Origin of the sequence: Sanguibacter sp. HDW7 (genome assembly GCF_011300875.1) — a bacterium.
Classification (GTDB): domain Bacteria; phylum Actinomycetota; class Actinomycetes; order Actinomycetales; family Cellulomonadaceae; genus Flavimobilis.
Window position 1 is genome coordinate 2,642,331 of record NZ_CP049862.1, and the last position, 22,201, is coordinate 2,664,531.

A 22,201-nucleotide genomic window follows, 5' to 3' on the forward strand; every position below is an offset into this window, starting at 1 on the left:
CCCGGGGCGTCACTTGGTGACGACGCCCGCCTCGAGGAAGTTGAGGCCGGTCGTGCTGATGGGGCTGAAGTTCTTCAGCGAGCTCGTCGACCACGCCGTGGGGAGCTGGCGGTGGAAGAGCGGGTACAGCGTGACCTCCTCGGACATGATGTCCATGGCGTCGTTCCACTCGGTCTGCTGGGCGTCGCCGGACGTGCGCAGCGCCTTGTCGAGGTGGTTGGTGAGCTCGGTGAACTTCTCGGAGCCGGCCCAGCCGGTGCGGGACTTGGTCCAGACGTTGTCGCCGAACCACCAGCGGGACAGGATGTCGACGTCGTTGCCGAAGACCGACGGGTCACCGGGGGCGACCATCACCTGGTAGTCGCCGGCGTCGACCTTGGTGTACTGGCCCGAGGACTGACCGACGTCGAGGGTGACCTTGACGCCGACCTTCTCGAGGTCCTGCTGGATGAGCGGGAGGACGTCTGCGACCCAGCCGGTGTCCGTCGCGAGGAGCGTGATGCTGAGGTTGCTCACGCCGGCCTCGGCGAGGAGCGCCTTGGCCTTCTCGGGGTCGTACGCGTACTGCGTCGATGCCTCGTGGTAGTTCGGGTGCGTCGAGGGGAGGAAGCTCGTGGCGGGCTCGGCGGCGTCGAGCATGCCGTTCTTGACGAGCGACTCCTTGTCGAGCGCGTAGTGGAAGGCCTGGCGCACGCGGACGTCGTCGAACGGCGCGGACTTGGTGTTGAACATCATGAAGAGCAGGCCGAAGGCCTGGACCTTCTCGGCCTTGAGGCCCTCGACGCCCTGCAGGGTCGGGAGGTCGATGAGCGGGACGTCCTCGATCGCGTGGACCGTGCCGGACTGCAGCGCCGTGACGCGCGCGGCGGGGTCGGACAGGAGGTTCCACGTCATGCCGGCGGCCTGGGCGGGCTTGGGGCCGGTGTACTTGTCGAAGCGCTCGAACGTGATCTTGTCGTCAGGCGTGGCCGACGTGATCTTGTAGGGGCCGGTGCCCGTGGGGAGCGCGGTGAAGGCGTCGAGGTCCTTCTCGACGATCGCCTTGGGGACGATCTTCACGGCGGAGAGGCGCTCCATGTAGAGCGAGAACGGGAACTTGAAGCTGATCTTCACCGACGTGTCGTCGACCTTCTCGACCTTGTCGACGAAGGAGATGAAGTCGCGGTAGAGCGAGTTGTTGGCGGGGTCGAGGACGCGCTCGTAGGAGAAGACGACGTCGTCGGCCGTCACCGGGGAGCCGTCGTGGAAGACGGCGCCGTCACGGAGGGCGACGGTGATCGCGGAGTCGCCGTCCTCGGTGATCTTGCCGGCGAGGGCCTCGTAGGGGACGCGGGTGACGCCGTCGAGCTCGGTGAGCCCCTCGAGCGTGTGCCAGTTGGCGGCGACGGTGACGGCGCCGGAGGTGGTCATCGGGTCGAAGCCGCCGCCGAGCGAGTAGGAGATGCCTGCCTCGATCGTCGCGTTCTTGTCGATGTCGCCCGTGGCTGCGGAGCCTCCGGACGTGGGGTTGGCGGTGGTGCCGCCGGAACCGCACGCCGTGAGCGCGAGGGCGAGGACGGCTGCTGCGGCAGCGACGGCGCTGCGGCGGCGGAGCCGCGAGGTGGTGGTCTTCATTGATCCTCCATACATAGTGACGTGAGACAGATGACGTCTGACGTCTGACCTATTAGGATGACGATAAGTTCTTCCCGACAGGAGGGTCAAGTCATGCGAGGTCACGAATCTGCAACCGAGGCGCTCGGCCGCGGTGCGGCGGTCCCGACGCCCACACGGCGCGACGAGACGGCCCGGCGCATCAAGGAGCTTGTCCTGCGCCGCGGCCTGCAGCCGGGCGACCCCATGCCCACCGAGACCGAGCTCTGCGAGCTCCTCGGCGTCTCGCGCTCGAGCGTCCGCGAGGCCGTCCGCACCCTCTCGACCCTCGACATCGTCGAGGTACGCCACGGACGCGGCACCTTCGTCGGCGAGATGCGTCTCGACGCGCTCGTCGAGACCCTCGTCTTCCGGGGCGTCATCACCGCGGGCGACGACGTCCATGCGCTGCGCGAGGTCGTCGAGGTACGCCAGACCCTCGACGACTCCGTCGCCGAGCGCGTCACCGCGTCCTTCCGTGACACCGAGAACCCCGAGCTCCACGCGCTCGTCGACGAGATGGTCGAGGCCGCCGAGCGCGGCGAGACCTTCCTCACCGCCGACCGCGCGTTCCACGCGGCGCTCCTCGCACGCATCGACAACACGCTCGTCGGACAGCTCGTCACCGCGTTCTGGGACGTCCACTCAGCCGTCATGCCGCGGCTCGGTCTCCAGCTGCCCGACGATCTCAGCGAGACCGCGCGGGCGCACGGGGACATGCTCCGCGCGGCCGAGGCCGGCGACGCCGCCGCGTTCCGCGCCGCGGTGACGGAGCACTACGCGCCGCTGCGCCGCATGCTCGACAACGCGGATCTCACGGACGACCACGACCCTCAGCCCACGCCGGCCTGACGCTCCCCCGCCCCACCCGAGCCTCGCGACGGATCGCCGCCTCCCGACCGTCGAACGGTCGGAAGGCCGCGGTCCGTCGTCGCGTCTCCCCCTGGGCTCCCGACCGCGCGGGTCGGGCTCACGGGCCGGGCTCGGCCCGGTCGGAACCGCAGGATCCTGCCGGTCCCGGAAAACGTTGAGGGCCGCATCCCGACTGGGATGCGGCCCTCGCTGTGGAGCTAAGGAGATTCGAACTCCTGACCTCTTCGATGCGAACGAAGCGCGCTACCAACTGCGCCATAGCCCCGTGAAGCGAGAACTACGTTAGCACGCGGTGGGCCTCCGACAGAAATCGGCGCCCTCCCGCAGGCGGTTCAGGCGCCCGACGCGCGACGCCGCGCGAGGATCGCGTCGAGCCCCAGGCCGAGGCCCTCGGTCGTCGTCCCAGGCTCCTCCGCGGAACCTGCCGTCACGCCGGAGGTGCCGGCAGCACCGGCGCGCTCAGCGGCGTTCGCGGGCGTCGTCACGTCGGCGTCGGCGAGCGGCGCGACCTCGCGACGGGGCGCGGCGGCCTTCATCGTGTACGTCGGGCGCGGGAGCGAGAATCCTCCGAGGACGCGGTCGCCGTCGGCCTCCGCGGCAGGACGCTCGACGACGGTCCGGGTGATCGTCTCGGCGACCACGGGCGCCTCGACGACGGTCGTCGTAGAGATCAGGTCGACAGGCGTCGCGGAGGCCTCGTCGACGGCAGCCACGGCGGCGTCGGCTGCCCGCACGGCATCGGCGCGCTCACGGGTGGCCGACGAGCGCTCGGCCGCGGCCGTCGCACGCTCGAGGACCTCGACGCTCGAGATCATCTGGGTGGCCGTCTGGCTCGCGTGGACGGCGCGGCCGGTGACGCTCGCGGTGCGCGCGGCCTCGCCGCGGCGCGGCGCGGTGCTCGACGCGGGGCGTGCGGCGGGTCGCGACGTGCGGGCTGCAGCGGGTCGCGACGCGCGAGCCGCGGCCTGCGCGTCGGAGCGGCGGGCGGCCACCACGGCCCGGCGGCCGAGCGCGAGGACGCCGCCGAGCGCGACGGTGAGGGCCGTCGGCACCGCGACGTGGAGGGAGAAGGCGCTCACCGCCGTCCAGGCGATCGCGGACGCGGCGAGGAGCGTGAGGGTGAGCGCGAGTCGGCGGCGGGCCGCAGCTGCGCGGCGCTCGGCGAGCGCACGCGCGCGGGCACGCTCGGCGCCCGAGGTGCGCTCGACTCCCTCGGTGCGCGCGGGGGCCGCGGTGCGGGCGGAGCCCGACGGGGTCGTGCCCGTCGACGGTGCAGCGGGCGCGTTGGCTCGGCCCGCGGGCGCGCCGGGACGGCGCTGCGAGGCGATGACCGGTCGGTCCATGGTGACGACTCCTTCCGCTGCGACGACGGGCTGCGCGACGACGACGGGCATCGGGCCCGTCAGCAGCCTGCCGTGGGGAACCTGTCCCGGAGGGCAGTCACGCGACGCCCCGGGCTCCTCCCGACCTTCGCGCCGGGCGACCGCGAGGATCCGCATGGCGCCCGAGTGCCGGTCCTCGGTGCGGGCCTCGACGACCTGCGACCTCTCCGACACACGCTGTGGCAGGAGGTACACCGCCCAGAACGCGGCGATGGCAAGCACCGCCGCCCCGGCCAGATTCTCCACTCCCCGACGGTATGCGAGCGGTGGCGCGGTCCTCGGCACGCCCTCCGGCGTGTCTTACACCGGTGTTATTCAACCCGGCCCAGGGACGCTCGAGACACCCGGAGCACCCGCACCGGAGACGGGCGACCCTAGGCCCCCGTGCGTGCCCGCAGCCGCGCGAGCAACCCGCCGGGAACCTCCTCGGCAGTGACGGCGAACACCCTGTGGTCGCGCCAGCGCCCGTCGATGTGGAGGAACCTCTCGCGCAGCCCCTCCTCGCGCAGCCCGAGCTTCTCGACGACGCGCAGGCTCGGGCCGTTCTCGGGCCGGATCGCGATCTCGATGCGGTGCAGCCCGACGTCCGCGAAGCAGTGGTCGACGACGAGCGCGACCGCGGTCGGCACGATGCCGCGCCCCGCGACGGCCTCGTCGACCCAGTACCCGATCGACGCGGTGCACGCTGACCCGCGGACGATGCTCGCGACCGTCACCTGGCCGACGAGCCGCCCGTCGAGCTCGACGACGAACGGCAGGTGCGTGCCGGCGCGCGCCTGGGCGCGCGCCGCGGCGACGTAGGACCCGAACGAGGCGGACGGCACCCCGGAGGGCGACGTCGCCTCCCACGGCTCGAGCCAGGCCGCGTTGCGGGCGCGCGCCACGGACCACGCGCGCGCGTCCCGGCGGCGCAGGGGCCGGACGGTCACCGTCCCGGCGGCCGTCGACGTGCGCAGCGTCGCGGGCCAGCCGGCGCTCATCCCTCGAGCACCAGGCAGTGCACGCGCGAGCCGAGCCGCACGAACGTCTCCCCCTCCGGGACGACAGCGAGCGCGTTCGCCGAGGCGAGCGCGGTGAGCGACATCTGGTCGATCGCGCGCGGGTCGGCGACCGGCACGACCTTGTAGCCCTCGTCGGGGCTCCCCGTGAGGTGCGCGGGCACGAACTCGCGCCTGCCTGCGGGGCTGTTCCACTCGGCGTCGGCGTAGGCGACGACCGACGGGCGGAAGAGCTCGGAGTGCCCCGCGATCTCGAGCAGGGCCGGCCGCACGAAGACCTCGTACGCGACGAGCGCCGCGACGGGGTGCCCGGGCAGGGCGACGATCGGCACGACGCCGTCGTCCTCGCCGATCGAGCCGAAGCCGTGGCCGCGCCCGGGCGCGAGCGCCACGTGGTCGAAGCGCACGGTGCCGAGCGGGCCGAGCACGTCCTTGAGCGTGTCGTGGCTGCCCTCCGAGAGACCGCCCGTCGTGAGGACCAGGTCCGCCCGCACGAGCTGGTCGGCGAGGACCTCGCGCAACGTCGCGCGGTCGTCGCTCACGGGCGGCACGGGGATCGCGACGGCGCCCGCGTCCTCGACGGCGATCGCGAGCGCCTGCGCGTTCGCCTCGAACACGCCTGCGCCGCCACCTCGCCGTCCGGGCACGCGCAGCTCGTCGCCGACGGGCACGATGACGACGCGAGGGCGCGGGTGGACGCGCAGGTGGGAGCGTCCGAGCGCCGCCGCGAGGGAGATCTGCCGCGCCCCGAGACGCAGGCCGGCGGCGAGGACGACGGTCCCCGCACGCGCGTCGGCCCCGACCCGTCGGACGCCCGAGCCCACGCCGACCGAGCGGCGCACACGCACCTGCGCGGTGCCGTGGTCGGTGTGCTCGAGCGGGACGACGGCGTTCGCGCCGACCGGCAGGGCGACGCCCGACGAGATGCGCACGGCCTGCCCGACGACGAGCCGCTCCGGCTCCTCGGCGGCCGACCACAGGTCTGCGACGACCGGGAGGGTCACCGGGGACGCATCCGTCGCTGGGTGGACGTCGTCGGCCCGCACCGCGTAGCCGTCGTGCGCGGCCGTCGCGTGGGCCGGGACGTCGGCGACGACGGTGACGTCCTCCGCGAGGATGCAGCCCGCAGCGTCGCCGAGGACGACCTCGAGCGGCGGGACGGGGCTGAGCCCCGCGAGGATCTCGGCGAGATGCGCCTGGACGCTCAGCACGGCAGCGTCACGCGTCGAGCGTCGGGACGTAGCCCCGGAGCCAGTCCCGGAACTCCGGGCCCAGGTCGTCGCGCTCGGACGCGAGGCGCACGACGGCCTTGAGGTAGTCGAGCTTGTCGCCCGTGTCGTAGCGGCGGCCGCGGAAGACGACGCCGTGCACGCCGCCGCCCTGCTCGGCCGGCATCGTCGCGAGCTCGGCGAGAGCGTCGGTCAGCTGGATCTCGCCGCCGCGGCCCGGCGCGGTGCGCTCGAGGACCTCGAAGACGGCGGGGTTGAGGACGTAGCGGCCGATGACGGCGAGGTTGCTCGGCGCGTCCTCGGGGGCGGGCTTCTCGACGAGGCCCGTCACACGCACGACGTCGTCGGCGGGGACGCCGTCGACCGTGCCGACCTGGGGCGCGGCCTCGGCGGCGGCGCAGCCGTACATCGAGACCTGCGCGGGGTCGACCTCGAGCAGGGCGACGACGGAACCGCCCGTGCGGCGAGCGACCTCGATCATCGCGGGCAGCACCGGGTCGCGCTCGTCGATGAGGTCGTCGCCGAGGAGGACCGCGAACGAGTGGTCACCCACGTGGTTCTTGGCCCGCAGCACGGCGTGGCCGAGGCCCATGGGCTCGCCCTGGCGGACGAAGTGCACGTCGGCGAGGCCGCTCGACTCACGCACCGCGGCGAGGCGGGCATCGTCGCCCTTGGCCTCGAGGTTCGCCTCGAGCTCCGGCACTCCGTCGAAGTGGTCCTCGAGCGACCGCTTCGACCTGCCCGTGATGAACAGGACGTCGTCGAGACCGGCCGCGGTGGCCTCCTCGACGACGTACTGGATCGCGGGCTTGTCGACGACGGGGAGCATCTCCTTGGGCGTCGACTTCGTCGCGGGGAGGAACCTGGTGCCCAGGCCTGCGGCAGGGATGACAGCCTTCGTGATCTCCATGGAGACACCTTAGCGACCAGCAGGCTCGGACCCGACCTGGGACCGTCGGAGGCGGCCGGATCGCGAAAGTTTGGGATGATGGGGTCATGAGCGGAGCAGCGCAGCCCATCCATGTCCCTCCCGGTCTCGAGCCGGAGGACGCGAAGTCGATGTTCCGCAAGGCGGTCCGCTCGGCCCGGGAGAACCGCCCCGCACGACGTCGCCAGGAGGCCGCCGCCGGCTTCGTCCACGCGCTCGCCGACTTCGAGCACCTGCGCGACGCCCGCTGCGTCGCCGCCTACGTCTCCCGTCCCGCGGAGCCCGGCACGCTCCCCCTCCTCGAGGACCTCGCGCTGCGCGGCGTGCGCGTCCTGCTGCCCGTGCTCGGCTCAGGCCTCGAGCGCGACTGGGCGCCGTTCGCCGGCGCCGACGACCTCCTCGAGCGCGCACCGGGCCGCCCGCCGGAGCCCGGCACGGCGCATCTCGGCGCCGAGGCCCTCGCGGAGGCCGACGTCATCATCGCGCCCGCGCTCGCCGTCGACACGTCGGGCGCCCGGCTCGGTCAGGGCGGCGGCTGGTACGACCGCGCTCTCGGCCACAAACGTCCGGACGCGAAGGTCGTCGCGCTCGTCTTCCCCGAGGAGATCTACGACGCGGACGACTCGCCGATCCCGACCGAGGCGCACGACGTCGCCGTCGACGCGATCGCGACGCCGTCGGGCTGGCGCTGGACCGACCGCCGCGGGGCCTGATCGAGGACGTCGACGACGGGCCCCATCCCCTGCACCGACGGCGGGGCCGGTGACCTTCGGGTCACCGGCCCCGCCGTCGTCCCGGGTCTGCTGCCTCGTCCCGGGTCTGCTGCGTCGCGCCGCGGGCTACTCGTCGCTCGGCACGAGGCGCAGCGTGTCGCCGGCCGATCGGGTGACGGCGTCGGGCGTGAAGGGCCAGGCGAAGGTCTCGCCGATGCTCCACGCCTCGAGCTGGTCGGAGTAGTGAGGGTGCCCGGGGTGCCCGGAGGTGCCGGTGACGACGACCCACGTAGAGGAGTCGAGCGCGGCGAGGTCGACGACCATGCGCATCGAGGGGCCCGACGTCACCTGGAAGTCGGTCCGCCCGGACGAGGTCCGCTCGGAGGCGTCCCAGCCGGTCGCGTCGACGATCGACGAGCCGCCGCCGAGCTGGACGGCGCCGGGGTTGACGAAGGCGCGCACGGGCCACGGGATCGACTCGCCGCCGAGGACCGGGTGCTCGAGCCGCAGCTGGTGCAGGCGGCCCCACTGCCACTCGCCTGTGTCGCGGCCGAGCGCGGTCGTCAGCTCGAGACGTGCGTCGACGAGCGCCTGGCGCAGGATCTCGTCGCGCGTCTCGACGACGTCGACGGTCGTGCGGTCGTCCCACAGGCGCGCCTCGGGGTCGTCGAGGAGCTCCGTCACGACGGCGAGCCATCGGCTCGACCCGCTCGGACGCACCGAGTCCGGCAGGTCGTCGGCGAACGCACCGTCGACGATCTGCGCCCACACGGCGTTGAAGTACGCGGCGGCCGGCGACGACGGGTCGGTGTTGTAGTCCCAGTCCCGCAGCAGTTCCTGGCCCTGCGCCGCGAACGCGTCGTCGAGCTTGATGCTGAGGAGCGTCGGGACGAGCGCGGCCGCGAAGGGGCTCCACACGTCCGACTGGATCGCCGACATGGTCTCGGCGGAGAGCTTCTGGTTCCTCGCTGTCGCGGTCCCGAGCAGCGTCCCGATGCGCTGCGAGCGGTAGCCGTAGTCCCAGTCGGACGTGAGGTAGGGGCCCTTCCCCGCGGGGAGGACGGCCTGGTTCGCTGCGACGACGACGCCGGAGGCCGGGTCGAGGACCGCGGGCATGTCCGCGGGGTCGACGAGGCCCTGCCAGTCGTAGGCGGGGTCCCAGCCGGGCCGCGGCCACGTGCCGTCGGACGGCACAGGACCGGCCACCTGGCCGCGCAGCGGGATCGCGCCCGGCGCCTGGTAGCCGATGTGGCCGTCGGTCGTCGCGAAGACGATGTTCTGCGAGGGCACCGCGAAGAGCGCGGCGGCCGCGGCGACGTCGTCGGCGGTCGCGGCACGGTTGAGCGCGAAGATCGCGTCGGCGGTGCGGTTCGGCGTGAGCGCGGTCCACCCGAGCGCGACGCCGTACGTCACGCCGCCGACGCCCGCGTCGGCGAGGGGCGAGAACATCGAGGCCAACGCCTCGCCGTACTCGCCGGAGATGATGGGCCCGTGGATGGTCTCGGCGACATCGATGACGATGTCGTCGCCGCCGTTGACCTTGATGGTCTCCTGGCGGACGGTGAGCGGCTGCCACGCGCCGTCGCGCAGGTAGGAGTCGTCACGGATCGCCTCGACGAAGAAGTCGGTGACGTCAGCGCCGAGGTTCGTCAGGCCCCACGCGAGGTCCGCGTTGTGGCCGATGATGACGCCGGGCAGGCCCGAGAACGAGAACCCTGCGACGTCGTAGGGGCAGGCGTCGGACACCTGAGCGCACCGGAGCCCGACCTGCGCCCAGATGCTCGGCGCGGCGAGCGAGAGGTGCGGGTCGTTCGCGAGGAGCGGCTTGCCGCTCTCGGCGAGGTCGCCGGAGACGACCCACGAGTTGGAGCCGGTGCCCTCGCCGCGGCCGACCTGGTGCGGCACGGCAGCGAGCGCGTCGGCGGTCGCGTCGAGCGCCGCGCGGACTCCCGCGTCCTCGAGCGGGAGGCCGTCGTCGGCGCTGTTCGCGCCACCCGTGCCCCCCTCGACCGCGGCTGCCGCGGCGCGGCGCTCGTCACGGGTCGTCGCGGCCTCGTCGGCGTCGAGGATCGGAGGGTTGGCCGCGTCCGGGTACGCCGGGAAGAGCGACTCGACGAGGTCGACGTCGCGCAGCGTGCCGTACGCGGCCGCGCGCTCGAGCTCCTCGTCGAAGTTGCCGCGGAGGTCCCACGCCATCGCCTTGAGCCATGCGACGGAGTCGATCGGCTGCCACGGCTCGGGGTCGGAGACGTTCACCTGGACGCCGAGCACCGCGTACTCGAGCGCGAGCTCGGACGGCGAGCGGTCCGTGAGGTACGCGTTGACGCCCTCGGCGTACGCGGTGAGGTTGTCACGCGTGTCCTGGTCGAGGAGGTCCCACTCGCGCTCCGCGACGCGCCGCCACCCGAAGGCGCGGATGACGCGGTCCGCGGAGATCGCGTCCGGGTTGTCCCCGACGAGCTCGGAGAGCCGGCCCGAGGTGACGTGGCGGCGGTAGTCCATCTCGAAGAAGCGATCCTGCGCGTGGACGTAGCCCTGCGCACGGAAGAGGTCCGCGCTCGTCGTCGCCGTGATGTAGGGGACGCCACGCGCGTCGCGCTCGACGGTGACGGGGCCGACGAGCCCGTCGATCGTCACCGCGCCCGAGGTCGTCGGGAACGAGCGGCGCACGACGACGACGGCCGTGACGGCCGTCGCGACGAGGACGACGACGAGCAGCGACACGAGGGCGAGGAGCACCTTGCGAGGTGCGGAGAGTCGGCTGAGCACGGGTCCGAGCCTAGTCCCGACCACCGACAACGGCAGGGGTGGTCCATCGAGCCGCGCGACGCGAGCACCTCGCGACGTGTGACGGGCCGCACGGCGCGGCGCGCGCCGTCGGACGTATAGTTGGCACTCGGAACGACGGAGTGCCAGCCCACGGCGGCCCGTCGCGGCCCCGCACCCGCCAGCAAGGAGAGAGAACCGTGCCCACCTACGCGTACACGTGCACCGCGTGCGGTCACAGCTTCGACATCCACCAGTCCTTCGCGGACGACGCCCTCACGGTGTGCCCCGAGTGCTCGGGCCGGCTGCGCAAGATCTTCTCGACCGTCGGCGTGACGTTCAAGGGCTCGGGCTTCTACCGCACGGACTCGCGCTCGGGCTCGTCGTCGAGCGTGTCCTCGACGCCCTCGAAGCCGGCCGCATCGCAGCCCGCGGCGTCGACGCCCGCGGCGAGCAAGGCGTCGGGCGCGGCCTGACGCCGCCGGGCAGCCCGCCCACAGCGACGGCGGCCGCCCGGCCCGTCCACATCACCCGAGCTCCCACGGCGATGTCGACCTAGCGTCGGCCCATGACCCGACCCCACCGGCCCGACGCCCGCGGGCGTTCCGTCGCCCGGAGCCGACGCGCCCGCGCGTTCCGCGTCCTCGCCTGGCGCGGCCGGCACGTCCTCGTGAGCCTCGCCCTCGGGGTGCTCGCCGCAGCCGTCGTCACGGCGGCGAGCCCTCCCCCACCCCCGCAGCGTGCGGTCGTCGTCCTCGCGCACGACGTCGTCGCGGGCGAGCCGCTCGAGGCGTCCGACCTCACGAGCACGACCGCCCCCGTCGACGGGGCGCAGCCCTGTGCGCTCACGACGCCCGGCGACGCCGTCGGCGCCTCGCCCGCGGTCGACCTCACGCGCGGCACCCACCTGTGCCCCGAGCTCCTCGTGCGCGGCACCGCCGACCTGCCGCCCGGCACGGCGGCCGTGCCCGTGCGTCTCGCCGACCCGCGCGTGGCCGCGCTGCTCCTCGCGGGAACCCGCGTCGACGTCGTCGTGCCCTCCACCCCCGACCCCACCGGGGACACTGCGGCCGCCGAGGGCCGCGTCCTCACGCACGACGCCCTCGTCCTGCCCGCTCCCGCGGCCACGGAGGACGAGGGCGGGCTGCTCGGCGGGACGACGGCGGCCGAGCCTGTCGTGCTCCTCGCGGTCCGGGTGAAGGACGCGCCGGTCGTTGCGGCGTCGGCGGTTTCGGGGGGCCTCGCGGTCGTCCTCGTGGGATGATCGGCGCGCACACAGCGGACACAGCGCAGGAGGAACGCCATGAAGGACATCTTCGAGGGCTTCAAGAACTTCATCTCACGAGGCAACGTCGTCGAGCTCGCGGTCGCGGTCGTCATCGGCGGCGCGTTCGGCAAGATCGTCACGAACATCGTCGACGCGATCATCACGCCGCTCATCGCTGCGGTCTTCGGCTCGCACAGCCTCGCAAGCGCGCTGAGCTTCTCGATCAACGGCGCCCAGTTCCAGCCTGGTCTCGTCCTCGACGCGATCATCGGCTTCCTCGCGGTCGCCGCGGCCGTCTACTTCCTCATCGTCCTGCCGATGAACAAGCTCGCCGAGCGTCGTGCGCGTGGCCTCGAGCCGGAGCCCGAGGTCAAGGCCGACGACATCCAGCTGCTCGAGGAGATCCGCGACCTCCTCCGCGCCCAGGCTGGCGGCACGCCCCAGGCCTGACGCCCCGTAGCATCCCGCCGAGAATCCGGGTAGCAGCTCGCACACGCGGCCTGCTACCCGGATTCTTGCGTTCCGGGGCGCCCAACGTTCCCTGCCGCCCACGCTCTCCCGACTCGTAGCGCCCCCGCACACAACGGCAGCGTGCAGACGCGCTACCCGTCGCCCCACACCCCGACTCGTAGCGACACTGCGCACAACGGGAGTGTGCAGGGGTGCTCCGGGTCGCTCGGGAGCGGGGTCAGTCTCGGTAGCCTGCGCCGCCCCAGTGGGGCGGAAGGTCGCGCAGCAGATCGGCGTCGTGGCTCGAGGTGCCCTTCTCGGACCAGCCCTCCTGGCGCTCATCCACGCTCGTGCCGGCGACGACACCCGACTCGGTGCCCTGGCGCACGACGCGACGGTGCCGCCGCCGAGGCGTCGCACCCACAGCGGCCTCGTTGGCGCCCTCCGCACCCTCCTGCGCGTCCGCCACGTCGCCCTGCGGGCGGTCCGCCGACGGCTGCTCGGACGACTGCTCGCTCATCGACCCAGGAGCCTGCGCACCGCCGCGGACACGGCCGCATCGACGCGGTTGGAGCGACGCACGACCCCGAGCTCGGCGCGCAGGGCGCCCGCGAGCTGCTGCTCGTCGCGCACGACGCCGTCGGACGCGATCCACCGCGCGAGCGCGTCGAGGTCGTTGTCGCCGTACGCGCTGATCGGCAGGCCGGGCTGCACGTCGGGCCGCGACGGGCGGGGGCCGTCAACACTGTCGCCTGCGAGCGACGCGAGAAGGTCCGGCTGCACGCCGCCCACCATCGCGAACCCGCCCTGGAGGACCGCCTCGCCACCCAGCGCCGTCGTCGCCTCGCGCGGGCCGCGCACGAACGCGCGCGGCTCGGCGACCACCTCGTCGGGGAGGTCCGCGGCCGACGCGGTCGAGGCGACCGACGCGGACGACGTCGACGAGGTTGCGCTCCGGCCCGTGACGCTGCTCGCGCCCGAGGCCGCGGACGCCGCCGACGCTCCGCTCACGGCCGACGCGCCGCTCATGGCCGAGGCTCCCGACGTCGCAGAGACGCTCGAAGCCGCAGAGGATGCAGACGCGGTCGACGTAGCAGACCCGGCGCTCGCGTCCGACACCGCGGACAGACTCGACGGCTCAGCTGTCTCGGCTGTCTCCTCAGGGGTCGTCGCCCGGGGCGACGCTGCTGCGGGACGCGGCAGGGCGCCCGCAGGCGCTTCGGCAGCGGATGCAGCGTCGTCCGTCGTCGGCGCAGGACCTGCGGCGTCCCCAACACTGTCGACGTCGCCGTCGCCGGCGGGTGCCTCGGCCGTGGGTGCCGACGCGGCAGACACCGTCCCGCTGTCACCAGCACCCGCCGACTCGGCACGCGCGGCGGGCACGCCCTCGGCGAGCTCGTCGGTCGTGTGCCCGAGCGCCATGCCGCCGAAGAGCGGCGCCTGACGCAGCGCGGCCGCCGCCTCGAGAGCTGCGGTGCGGATGCGGTTGGCCTCCTTGACCGGGTCGAGGAACGCGGCGGCGCTCCACACCTGGACGACCCGCCAGCCGAGGCGCTCGAGGTGCTCGGCACGCTGACGGTCGCGGACGCGCACGGACTCCTCGGCGATATACGCGTCGTCGTCGGTGAGAACCGCGACGAGCATGCGCTCGGGCAGGTCGGGGTGGCCGACGACGAGCGGGATGCGCTCGCCGCCGGGCAGCCCGAAGTCGGTGTCGACGAGCAGGCCTGCGCGCCAGAGCCGCTCGGCGAGGTCGATGACGAGGCGGTCGGGGTTGAGCCCGGTCTCCGCTCCCTCGACCCGCACAGGGGCGGCACCTGCGAGAGCGCGGCGCTCGGCGAACGCGAGGAGGTCGGCGAGCAGCCTCGTCCCGGGGGCGCGGAGCCGCTCGGGGTCGAGATCGCTCGCCGAGAACGAGGTGACGACCTGCAGCCGTGCACGCGAGACGCTGAGGGCGTCGAGGAGCAGCGCCTCACCGGTGGGCTCGGCGACGGCTCCGAAGCGGTGCAGGACGCGTCCGTGGGGCGTGCGGCCGAAGCCCACGGTGAGGATGACGGCGTCGCGCGCGAGGCCCGCGACCGCGGAGATGTCGGCGACGACGACGGGCTCGGGCTGCTCGGCCGAGAAGAACGTGGCGAGCCCGGGGTTGCGGCGGACCTCCGTGTGGAGGGCCTCGCGGACGCGCTCGGCGTGGGTCGCGGAGAGCGCGACGATCGCGAGGGACTCCTCGGGGCGGACGAGCGCGTGCTCGACGGCCATCTCGACGACGCGGCCGACCTCGGCCTGCGTCGTGAGGACGGTGCCGTCGTCGGCGGGGACGCCGACGCCTGCGACGTCCTCGAAGGTCACGAGCTCGTGCGCGACGGGCAGCGGCGTGGGGTGCAGGACGCCGTCGTAGCCGTGGGCGACGAGCAGCTCGACGAGCCCCTGGTCGCGCGACGAGACGTCGGCGGTGACGGCGAGCGACGGCAGGAGACGCGCGAGGTCGCGGACGCCCGAGCCGGAGGCGCGGCGGGGGTCCCCGACGACGACGACCTGCCGGGCGCGGGCGATCGCGGGCAGGAGCGCGTCGATCGGCAGGTGGTGGACGGCGTCGAGGACGACGAGGTCGACGGTGCGGGTCGGCGGCAGGACGTGCGGCACGAGCGTGGGGCTCGCGACGACGACGGGTCGCAGCGCACGCACGAGGGCCGGGTAGCGGTCCATGGCGTCGCGCAGCCCGCCGAAGCGGCCTTCGAGGAGCTCGGCGAAGAGCTCCTCGGCGTCGTCGGGGTGGCGGCGGACGGCGAGGGTGATGCCGGAGAGCGCGGCGACGAGCACGGGGCCGGGCAGGCCGGCGACGTGCGCACGGTCGAGGTCGCGGAAGCGCTGTGCGAGCGCCTCGAGGCCTGCGCCGTCGTAGATCGCGAGCGAGCGGTCCTCGGCGAGGATGCGCTCGAACGCGGTGGCCCACCAGGCGAGCTCGAGCTCGGCGACGACGAGCCCGACCTCGACGCGTCGCTCGCGGAGGTCGGCGACGAGCTCGCCGAGCCCGGCCGCGTCGAGGGCGCGCACGAGGCGCGTGCGCTCGGGCAGCGTGTCGAGGGCCTCGCGGTCGTCGGCGAGGGCGCGCAGGCGAGCGGCGAGGTCGTCGAGCGGGGTGTCGAGGAGCGCGGCGCCGGCGGGCGTCGTCGCGAGCACGGCGCCGAGCTCGTCAAGGCCGGCGACGAGCGCGTCCCAGGTCTGCTCCATCTCGGCGAGGCCGTCGGGCAGGATGGGCCAGCCGCCGCCGGGGCACACGGCGGTCCAGGCCTCGCGCTGCGCCTGGACGTCGATGAGCGCGGCGTGGAGGTCGGGCACGCGCATGCCGGGGCGCAGCATGTCCTTGGCCTGCTTGACGAGGCGGCGGCGCTGGAGCGTCGTCATGTCGTCGGGCTGCTCGCGGCGGGTGCGGGCGTCCGCGGTCGCGGCGACGAGGCCTGCGGCGGTGCGCTCGAAGATGAGGGGCTGGAAGACGTCGAGGGTCGTGCGCAGGCCGTCGAGCATGGTGAGGCGGTCGCCCCACTCGCGGACCGTGCGGGGCTCGACGAGCCCGGCCGTGCGGCGGACGTGCTCGATCTGCGCGACGACGGCCGGCAGGAGCGTGTCGGCGAGGTGCGCGGCGCCGGCGAGGGCGGCCGCCGCGGCGTCGTCGTCGACGAGGTCCGCTCCGAACCAGGGGGTCGCTCCGGGGCGCAGCGTGAACGCGCCGAGCTCGCTCGCGCGGACGAGGTCGTCGGCCGCGTCGAGGCGTGCGTCGCCGCGCAGCGCGGTTGCGGCGTCCAGATCGAGGCGCACGTGCGTCGACGGGGAGGGTCGCTCGGCGGTGAGGCGCGCGAGCGACTGCAGGACGTCGTACGCGGAGACGTCCCAGGGCGCGCGCACGAGGTGCAGCGAGCGCATGTACCCGGCGAGCCGGCGGCGCGTGTCGATGAGGTCGGCGCGCGTGCGGCCGAGCGCCTGGCGGTCGACGTACGGCGGCTCGAGCGTCATCGCGGCGAGCAGGCGCCGGGAGACGCCGGCGCGCCACGACGACGACGGCTCGATGTCGAGCACGAGGTCGTCGATGCCGTGCTCGGCCATGCGCGCGAGGACCTGCTCGGCGGCGCGGCGGTGCCCGGGCACGTAGAGGACGGAGCGGCCCGACGCGGCGGCGTCGGCGAGGATCGCGGTGACGGTGCCGGCGATGTCGGCGCCCGCGGGCGCGTCGACCAGCACGTGCCGGCCCGACGTCACGGCGTCGAGGACGTGGCGCTGGGTGCGGTCGAGGTCGCCGACGCCACGCTCGTCGGCCGGGTCCTCGTCGCCGAGGCGCACGGGCGGGAGGTCCTGGGCGACGTGCACGCGCGCGGCGGCCGCGGCCGTGTCCTCGGGCAGCTCGGCCGCGGGGACGTCGGACTCCTTGGCGTGCTGGACGAGGTGCGCGTCCTCGAGGTCGAGGTGCGCGAGAGCGACGACGAGGTCGTTGTGCTCGAGCCCGGCGAGCGCGTCGAGGTCGTCGACGAGCGCCTGACCGGGGTGGACGAACGAGCCGACGAGCAGCTTCTCGACGAGCTCGAAGCCAGGCAGGACGGCCGTGCCGAGGGCGTGGACGCGCTCGGTGACGGCGCGGGGGTCGAAGCCGCCGCCGTCGAACGCGCTCGCGGCGAGCGCGGTGGGGTCGAGGAGCGCGCCGCGGGCGCGCAGGGCGCGCGCGAGGAAGGGGTTGAGCTCGGCCGTCGGCTCGAGGCCGATCTCGAAGTCGCCGTCGCCCGACGCGCGCTCGGTGAGCCGCACGGGGCGCAGGAGCACGGGGGCGTGGACGGTGCGCGGGCCGACGGGGGCGTCGTCGTCGCTCTCGGCGCCGGGGTCTGCGGCGGAGCCGGCGATACGGGCGAGCGCGGCGACGTCGTCGTGCGAGCTCGACGACGCGGCGTCGACGGTCCAGGAGGCGACGCCGATCGCGAGGAACGTCGGGGCGATGCCGTAGCGCTCGGTCTGCTCGGTCGCGCGCGCGGCGACCGCTCGGGCGCGGCGGCGCGCGGTGGGCAGCGAGACGCCCTCGCGGAAGAGGTTGGCGAGCGCGGTCGTGCGGCCGGCGAAGAGCTGGGCGACGCCGGACGGGTGGGCGTGCGTGAGCTCGAGGACGGCCTCGCCGAGGAGGTCGACGTCGGCGAGCGAGGAGACTCCGGCGCGGTCGGAGAGCGTGCGGCGCCATCCGGCGACGGCACGCGCGACGACCTGGGGCGTCGTCGGTGGCACGACGATGCGCGGGGCTGCGGGCGCGGGCGTCTGCCCGTCGTGCTCCCCCGGGGTGCTCTGGTTGGCGGCGACGTTCACCCCGCCACGCTAACCGGGGGCGCCGTCATGGCCGCGTTGCCACGCCGCGCACGGGATCGTGCGGATGCGTGGGGGCCGCTCAGCGGCCGGGCTCGCGGGCTCCGGGCCCGGGCATGAGGGACGGCGCGCACCACGCAGGGGGCAGGCGATGCGCGCCGTCATCGAGAAGTTTGCATGTTCAACCACCTGGTGTCAATGCAGGTGAGGGAACCCCTTTCACGCGTGTCGCGCGGCACGCGACGCGGTGCCGCGAAGCCGCTCGGAGGACGCCGCGCAGGCACGTCGCCGTCGGCAGGGTAGGCTTCCTCCGTGCGCGAGCAGGTCCCGCGCAGCGCGTCTGTAGCTCAGGGGATAGAGCACCGCTCTCCTAAAGCGGGTGTCGGCAGTTCGAATCTGCCCAGGCGCACCATCGCGCGGCTCCCCGTCCCGCATACGGAGCACCTGGGCAGCTGGACCCGGCCCGTGGAAACATGGACGCATGACGTCCTCCCCTGACCTCGAGCTCGCCGCCGCCCTCGCCGCCGACGCGGCCGAGGCCGCGGGAGCACTGCCCGACGATCCCGCCGCGGTGCGCATCGAGCGCGTCGGCCCCCGCCAGTACATCGGGTACAACGGCCGCGGCGCCGTCGTCCACATCGGCTCTGCCGAGCACGACGAGCGATTCACGCCCGGAGAGCTGCTCAAGATCGCGCTCCTCGGCTGCACGGGCCTGTCGACGGACGTGACGCTCGCGCGCCGCCTCGGCGACGACTACGACGCGACGCTGCACGGCGCGACCGTGAAGAACGTCGCGGAGGAGCGCTACACGCAGGCGCACGAGCGCCTCGAGATCGATCTCTCGTCGCTCGATCCCGAGGCCGCCGCGCGTCTGCTCACCGCGGCGGCGCGGGCCGTGGACAAGAACTGCACGGTGGGGCGCACGGTCCAGGCCGGTGCGGAGGTCGTCCTGACATTCGTCGACACGGCGACGGGGGCCGCGACGGTCCACGTGGCGCAAGAGGTTGCACGATGACTGCCGGCGACCCCTTCGAGCGCTTCGCGGGCGTCCCGGGGACGCACCTCGTAGGTCGCGCGATCGACACGGCCGTCCGCGTGCCGTCGTCCGTCATCCGCACGCACGTCGAGCAGCTGCGCCGGCGCAACCCGGAGGCGACCCCTGCGCAGATCCTCGCGATCCTCGACTCCGAGTTCCTCGCGCTCGTCCAGACGACGGGCGGCGCGGTCGGCGGCACGGCGGCGATCCCCGCGGTCGGCACGGCGGTCGCTGCGACGCTCACGGCCGCGGACGTCGCGGCGTTCTTCGCGGCGGCCGCCGCGTACACGCTCGCGGTCGCTGACGTCCACGGGGTGGAGGTCGACGACGTCGCACGCCGGCGGACCCTCCTGCTCGCGTCGGTCCTCGGCGAGGACGGCTCGCGCGCCGTCGCGGCCGCGGGCGTGAGCCCCGCGGCGTGGGCGCGCGTAGGCCTCGCGACGATGCCGTCGACGACGATCCAGCGGGTCAACAAGGTCCTGGCAGGACGCTTCGTCAAGAAGCACCTGCTGCGCCACTCGAGCGTCCTGCTGGGGCGTCTCGTGCCGTTCGGCATCGGGGCCGCGATCGGGGTCCTCGGCGGGCGCGCGCTCGGCAAGGGCGTCGTCACGCAGGCGCGTGCGGCGTTCGGCGAGCCGCCGACGGCGTTCGGCCCGCTCGTGCGCGTCGTCGAGGTCGAGTCGGCGGGCGCGCCGCCGCAGCTCGTTCCCGCTCCCCCGCTCGCTGGAGGCCCGTCCGGCGGGGACCCGCAGACCGGGCAGCCCACGGAGGACTGAGATGACGCGTCCGCTCCGGCTGCTCATGTGCCCGCCCGCCGAGTTCACGGTGCGGTACGAGATCAACCCGTGGATGGACGCCTCACGTCCCGTCGACACGGCGCGCGCGGTCGCCCAGTGGGAGGCCCTGCGTGCCTCGTACGTCGCGGCGGGTCACGCCGTCGAGATCATCGAGCCACTGTCGGGCATGCCGGACATGGTCTACGCGGCCAACGGTGCGACGGTCGCGGGCGGCGTCGCGTACGCGGCCCGATTCTTCGTCGCGGAGCGGCGCGAGGAGGCACCCGCATATCTCGCGCGTCTCACTGAGCTCGGCCTCACCCCGTACGACGCCGCCCGCGTCAACGAGGGCGAGGGCGACCTGCTCGTCGCAGGCGACATGCTGCTCGCGGGCACGGGCTGGCGCACGGAGCGGGCCGCGCACGCGGAGGCGTCGCGCGCGCTCGGCCTGCCGGTCGTGACGCTCGAGCTCGTCGACGCCCGCTTCTACCACCTCGACACCGCGCTCACAGTGCTGAGGGGCACCACCGGGGAGGCAGGGGACGTCGACGTCGCCTACTTCCCCGGCGCGTTCTCCGCCGCATCCCAGGAGGCGCTGCAGCGCCTCTTCCCGGACGCCCTGCTCGCAACCGAGACCGACGCGGCGACGTTCGCCCTCAACGCCCTGAGCGACGGCGAGCGCGTGTGGCTCGGCGCGGGCTCGCCGTCCTGGGAGGCGCGGCTGCGCGAGCGCGGCTACACGCCCGTGCCGGTCGACGTCTCGGAGATCCTCCGGGGCGGCGGCTCCGTGAAGTGCTGCACGCTCGTGCTGCGCTGAGCGACGCTGCGCGACTCTGGACGCCGCCGGGCGGCGCCCAGCACGCAGGCGCCGCCCCAGAGCTCCTCGGAGCCGCTCAGCCCTGCTCCGCGGTCTCCTGCGGCGTGTCAGCGGCGGCCGCTCGCTTCGTCACGACCATGACGGGGCACTTGGCGTGGTGCAGCACGGCCTGGGACGTCGAGCCGAGCAGCAGGCCCGCGAACCCGCCGCGCCCACGCGAGCCGACGACGACGAGGTCGGAGGCCGTCGAGAACTCGGTGAGGAGCTCGGCGCCCGTGCCGTCGAGGACGATGCGGCGGACGGTCTGCCCGGGGTGGTCGGCGAGGACACGGTCGACGATGACGCCGAGGCCCTCGGCGACGTCTGCGAGGACGGCCTCGTGGTCGACGGCCGCCGGGAGCCACGCGAGCATGCCGGCGCCGGAGCCGACGGGCACGCCCGCGACGGCGACGAGCTCGCAGTCCCAGATCTTCTGCTGTCGCAGCGCCGCGCGCAGCGCGTCCTCGGCGGTCGGCGAGCCGTCCATGCCGACGACGATACGGCGCAGCGGGAAGAGGGGCCGCTGGTCGACGGGGTCGAGCCCGGCGTTCGACGCGACCGAGCTGATCGCGGTGCGCTCGCCGTCCTCGCCGAGGTAGGGAACGACGACCGTCGGGCAGTGGCTGTGCGCGGGCAGGGCCGACGACACGGTGCCGAGCAGGCGGCCGGCGAAGCCGCCGTGACCGCGCGTCCCGACGACGACGAGCCGGTGCTCCTTGGAGAGGTCGACGAGCGCGCCCGCAGGGTCACCCGTCGTCACGGTCGCGGTGACGGCGACACCCTGTGCGGCGGCGCGCGCCTTGGCCTCCTCGAGGACCGTGCGGGCGCCGTCGAGGATCGCCGTGTCGTCGAGCGCCGCGTAGCCGCCGTCGAGCGAGGCCGCGGTGAACGAGGGCAGGGAGTACGCGCAGACGACGTGCAGCGGCCAGCCGAGCTTCTTCGCCTCTGCGGCCGCCCAGTCGAGCGCGTGGAGGCTCGGGGCCGAGCCGTCGACTCCAACCAGGACTACGTCTCGGTGCGGCAAGGGGTGCCTCCTTCTCGAGGTGACGACGCGCAAGGACCACGTCGTCCTACCGCCGACTTTACTCGTCCTGGACCTGCTCTTGCACACCGTGCGGTCCGGCATCACCCTGCGGACGCCGACGGCCCGGCACCCTTGCGGGGGCCGGGCCGTCGGGACGGGCGCGCGTCAGCTGACGCGGATGAAGACCGGGTTGCTCTGCCAGATCTTGCGGAACTGGACCGTCTTGCCGGGGCGCGGGGCGTCGATCTGCGAGTTGCCGCCCGCGTAGATCGCGATGTGGCCCGGGGTCCAGATGAGGTCCCCGGGGCGGGCGTCAGCCCGGGAGATGACCTTGCCGGCGTAGCGCTGGGCGCTCGACGAGCGGGGCAGGTCGATGCCGAGCTGCGCGTAGACGTACGACGTGAAGCCGGAGCAGTCGAACCCGCGGGGCGTCGTGCCTCCGTAGACGTACGGGACGCCGACGTAGCGGGCCGCGATCTCGAGGACCTTGGAACCCGACACGCTCTGCGGGATCGGGTTGTTCTCGACCTTCGGCGCGGGGGCCTCGGTGCGGTCGTTCGAGCGCGAGGCGGGGGTCTCGGTGCGTGCCGGGGCGACGGGCGCCTGGCGAACCTCGGGAGCCGGGGTGACCTTGACGATCTCGATGTCGTCGATGTCGTCGGCCCAGGAGCCCTCGGAGACGGTGACGGCGGGCGCGGCAGAGAGCTGAGCGCGGGCCTGCGAGGTGAGGGCCGAGACGTCTGCGGAGCCGAGCGCGAGAGCATCGGCGCCGACGGCGGCGTTGGCGGGGGCCACGGCCATCGAGACGAGGAGGCCGGAGGAGGCTGCGACGACGGCTGTGCGCCGTCCGATGCCCTCTCCTGCGACGTCGACGATGACCTGGCCGAGGGGGCGGCGCGCGGCACGGTGCCGCCCGCGGGTGCTGCTGAGGGTCACT

Annotated in this window: 18 protein-coding genes and 2 tRNA genes; 9 read left to right on the top strand and 11 right to left on the bottom strand. The window is 74.1% G+C overall.

All coding sequences use genetic code 11. The features are described 5' to 3' along the window. Positions 1 to 9 precede the first annotated feature (9 nt). On the bottom strand, positions 10 to 1,614 hold the full coding sequence (locus G7063_RS11920) for an ABC transporter substrate-binding protein (RefSeq protein ID WP_206188150.1): 1,605 nt from the start codon (positions 1,612 to 1,614) through the stop codon (positions 10 to 12). Positions 1,615 to 1,707: 93 nt separating this feature from the next. Here G7063_RS11920 and G7063_RS11925 point away from each other — a divergent pair, with 93 nt between their 5' ends. Continuing rightward, on the top strand, positions 1,708 to 2,484 hold the full coding sequence (locus G7063_RS11925; RefSeq protein WP_166414586.1) for a FadR/GntR family transcriptional regulator: 777 nt from the start codon (positions 1,708 to 1,710) through the stop codon (positions 2,482 to 2,484). Between the two features lie 213 nt (positions 2,485 to 2,697). On the opposite strand, the gene G7063_RS11930 is transcribed toward G7063_RS11925, so the two are convergent. From G7063_RS11930 to G7063_RS11950, 5 genes are all read right to left on the bottom strand, one after another. Further along, positions 2,698 to 2,770: transfer RNA gene (locus G7063_RS11930), tRNA-Ala, on the bottom strand. 67 nt (positions 2,771 to 2,837) lie between these two features. After that, a complete protein-coding gene (locus G7063_RS11935) occupies positions 2,838 to 4,133 on the bottom strand; it encodes a hypothetical protein (RefSeq protein ID WP_166414587.1) in 1,296 nt (431 codons plus the stop codon). A gap of 128 nt (positions 4,134 to 4,261) precedes the next feature. Then, complete coding sequence (locus G7063_RS11940) at positions 4,262 to 4,867, bottom strand: GNAT family N-acetyltransferase (protein WP_166414588.1); 606 nt, start codon at positions 4,865 to 4,867, stop codon at positions 4,262 to 4,264. Next, a complete protein-coding gene (gene glp / locus G7063_RS11945) occupies positions 4,864 to 6,096 on the bottom strand; it encodes a gephyrin-like molybdotransferase Glp (protein WP_166414589.1) in 1,233 nt (410 codons plus the stop codon). The genes G7063_RS11940 and glp overlap by 4 nt, the downstream gene beginning before the upstream one ends. 7 nt (positions 6,097 to 6,103) lie before the next feature. Then, positions 6,104 to 7,024 (bottom strand): UTP--glucose-1-phosphate uridylyltransferase, encoded by a 921-nt coding sequence (locus tag G7063_RS11950; RefSeq protein WP_166414590.1) that lies wholly within the window; start codon positions 7,022 to 7,024, stop codon positions 6,104 to 6,106. Between the two features lie 86 nt (positions 7,025 to 7,110). Between G7063_RS11950 and G7063_RS11955 the strand changes: the two genes are divergently transcribed. Next, positions 7,111 to 7,755, top strand: coding sequence for a 5-formyltetrahydrofolate cyclo-ligase (locus G7063_RS11955; protein ID WP_166414591.1), 645 nt, complete (start codon positions 7,111 to 7,113; stop codon positions 7,753 to 7,755). 126 nt (positions 7,756 to 7,881) lie between these two features. On the opposite strand, the gene G7063_RS11960 is transcribed toward G7063_RS11955, so the two are convergent. Continuing rightward, positions 7,882 to 10,524, bottom strand: a complete 2,643-nt coding sequence (locus tag G7063_RS11960; protein WP_166414592.1) for a penicillin acylase family protein — start codon at positions 10,522 to 10,524, stop codon at positions 7,882 to 7,884. Positions 10,525 to 10,721: 197 nt separating this feature from the next. On the opposite strand from G7063_RS11960, the gene G7063_RS11965 reads away from it, so the two are divergent. The 3 genes from G7063_RS11965 (at position 10,722) to mscL (ending at position 12,238) form a co-directional block, all read left to right on the top strand. Beyond that, positions 10,722 to 10,997 (top strand): FmdB family zinc ribbon protein, encoded by a 276-nt coding sequence (locus G7063_RS11965; protein ID WP_166414593.1) that lies wholly within the window; start codon positions 10,722 to 10,724, stop codon positions 10,995 to 10,997. Positions 10,998 to 11,089: 92 nt separating this feature from the next. After that, the gene (locus tag G7063_RS11970; RefSeq protein WP_166414594.1) at positions 11,090 to 11,785 is read left to right on the top strand and encodes an SAF domain-containing protein; all 696 of its coding nucleotides are present in this window, start codon (positions 11,090 to 11,092) and stop codon (positions 11,783 to 11,785) included. Between the two features lie 39 nt (positions 11,786 to 11,824). Next, positions 11,825 to 12,238, top strand: a complete 414-nt coding sequence (gene mscL / locus G7063_RS11975) for a large conductance mechanosensitive channel protein MscL (protein ID WP_240916067.1) — start codon at positions 11,825 to 11,827, stop codon at positions 12,236 to 12,238. A gap of 238 nt (positions 12,239 to 12,476) precedes the next feature. Here the strand turns inward: mscL and G7063_RS11980 are convergent, their stop codons facing one another. Both G7063_RS11980 and G7063_RS11985 read right to left on the bottom strand, forming a co-directional pair. Beyond that, complete coding sequence (locus G7063_RS11980; RefSeq protein WP_166414595.1) at positions 12,477 to 12,758, bottom strand: hypothetical protein; 282 nt, start codon at positions 12,756 to 12,758, stop codon at positions 12,477 to 12,479. Continuing rightward, a complete protein-coding gene (locus G7063_RS11985) occupies positions 12,755 to 17,575 on the bottom strand; it encodes a hypothetical protein (protein WP_166414596.1) in 4,821 nt (1,606 codons plus the stop codon). The genes G7063_RS11980 and G7063_RS11985 overlap by 4 nt, the downstream gene beginning before the upstream one ends. 333 nt (positions 17,576 to 17,908) lie before the next feature. Between G7063_RS11985 and G7063_RS11990 the strand changes: the two genes are divergently transcribed. The 4 genes from G7063_RS11990 (at position 17,909) to ddaH (ending at position 20,201) form a co-directional block, all read left to right on the top strand. Then, a tRNA-Arg gene (locus G7063_RS11990) sits at positions 17,909 to 17,984 on the top strand. Between the two features lie 69 nt (positions 17,985 to 18,053). Further along, entirely contained in the window at positions 18,054 to 18,587 is a 534-nt protein-coding gene (locus G7063_RS11995; RefSeq protein ID WP_166414597.1) for an OsmC family protein, read from the top strand. Next, positions 18,584 to 19,384, top strand: a complete 801-nt coding sequence (locus G7063_RS12000) for a hypothetical protein (protein ID WP_166414598.1) — start codon at positions 18,584 to 18,586, stop codon at positions 19,382 to 19,384. The genes G7063_RS11995 and G7063_RS12000 overlap by 4 nt, the downstream gene beginning before the upstream one ends. A 1-nt stretch (position 19,385) precedes the next feature. After that, positions 19,386 to 20,201 (top strand): dimethylargininase, encoded by an 816-nt coding sequence (ddaH, locus tag G7063_RS12005; protein ID WP_166414599.1) that lies wholly within the window; start codon positions 19,386 to 19,388, stop codon positions 20,199 to 20,201. Positions 20,202 to 20,277: 76 nt separating this feature from the next. On the opposite strand, the gene G7063_RS12010 is transcribed toward ddaH, so the two are convergent. After that, positions 20,278 to 21,264, bottom strand: a complete 987-nt coding sequence (locus tag G7063_RS12010; RefSeq protein ID WP_166414600.1) for a universal stress protein — start codon at positions 21,262 to 21,264, stop codon at positions 20,278 to 20,280. Positions 21,265 to 21,429: 165 nt separating this feature from the next. Then, complete coding sequence (locus G7063_RS12015) at positions 21,430 to 22,200, bottom strand: C40 family peptidase (RefSeq protein ID WP_166414601.1); 771 nt, start codon at positions 22,198 to 22,200, stop codon at positions 21,430 to 21,432. Position 22,201 lies beyond the last annotated feature (1 nt).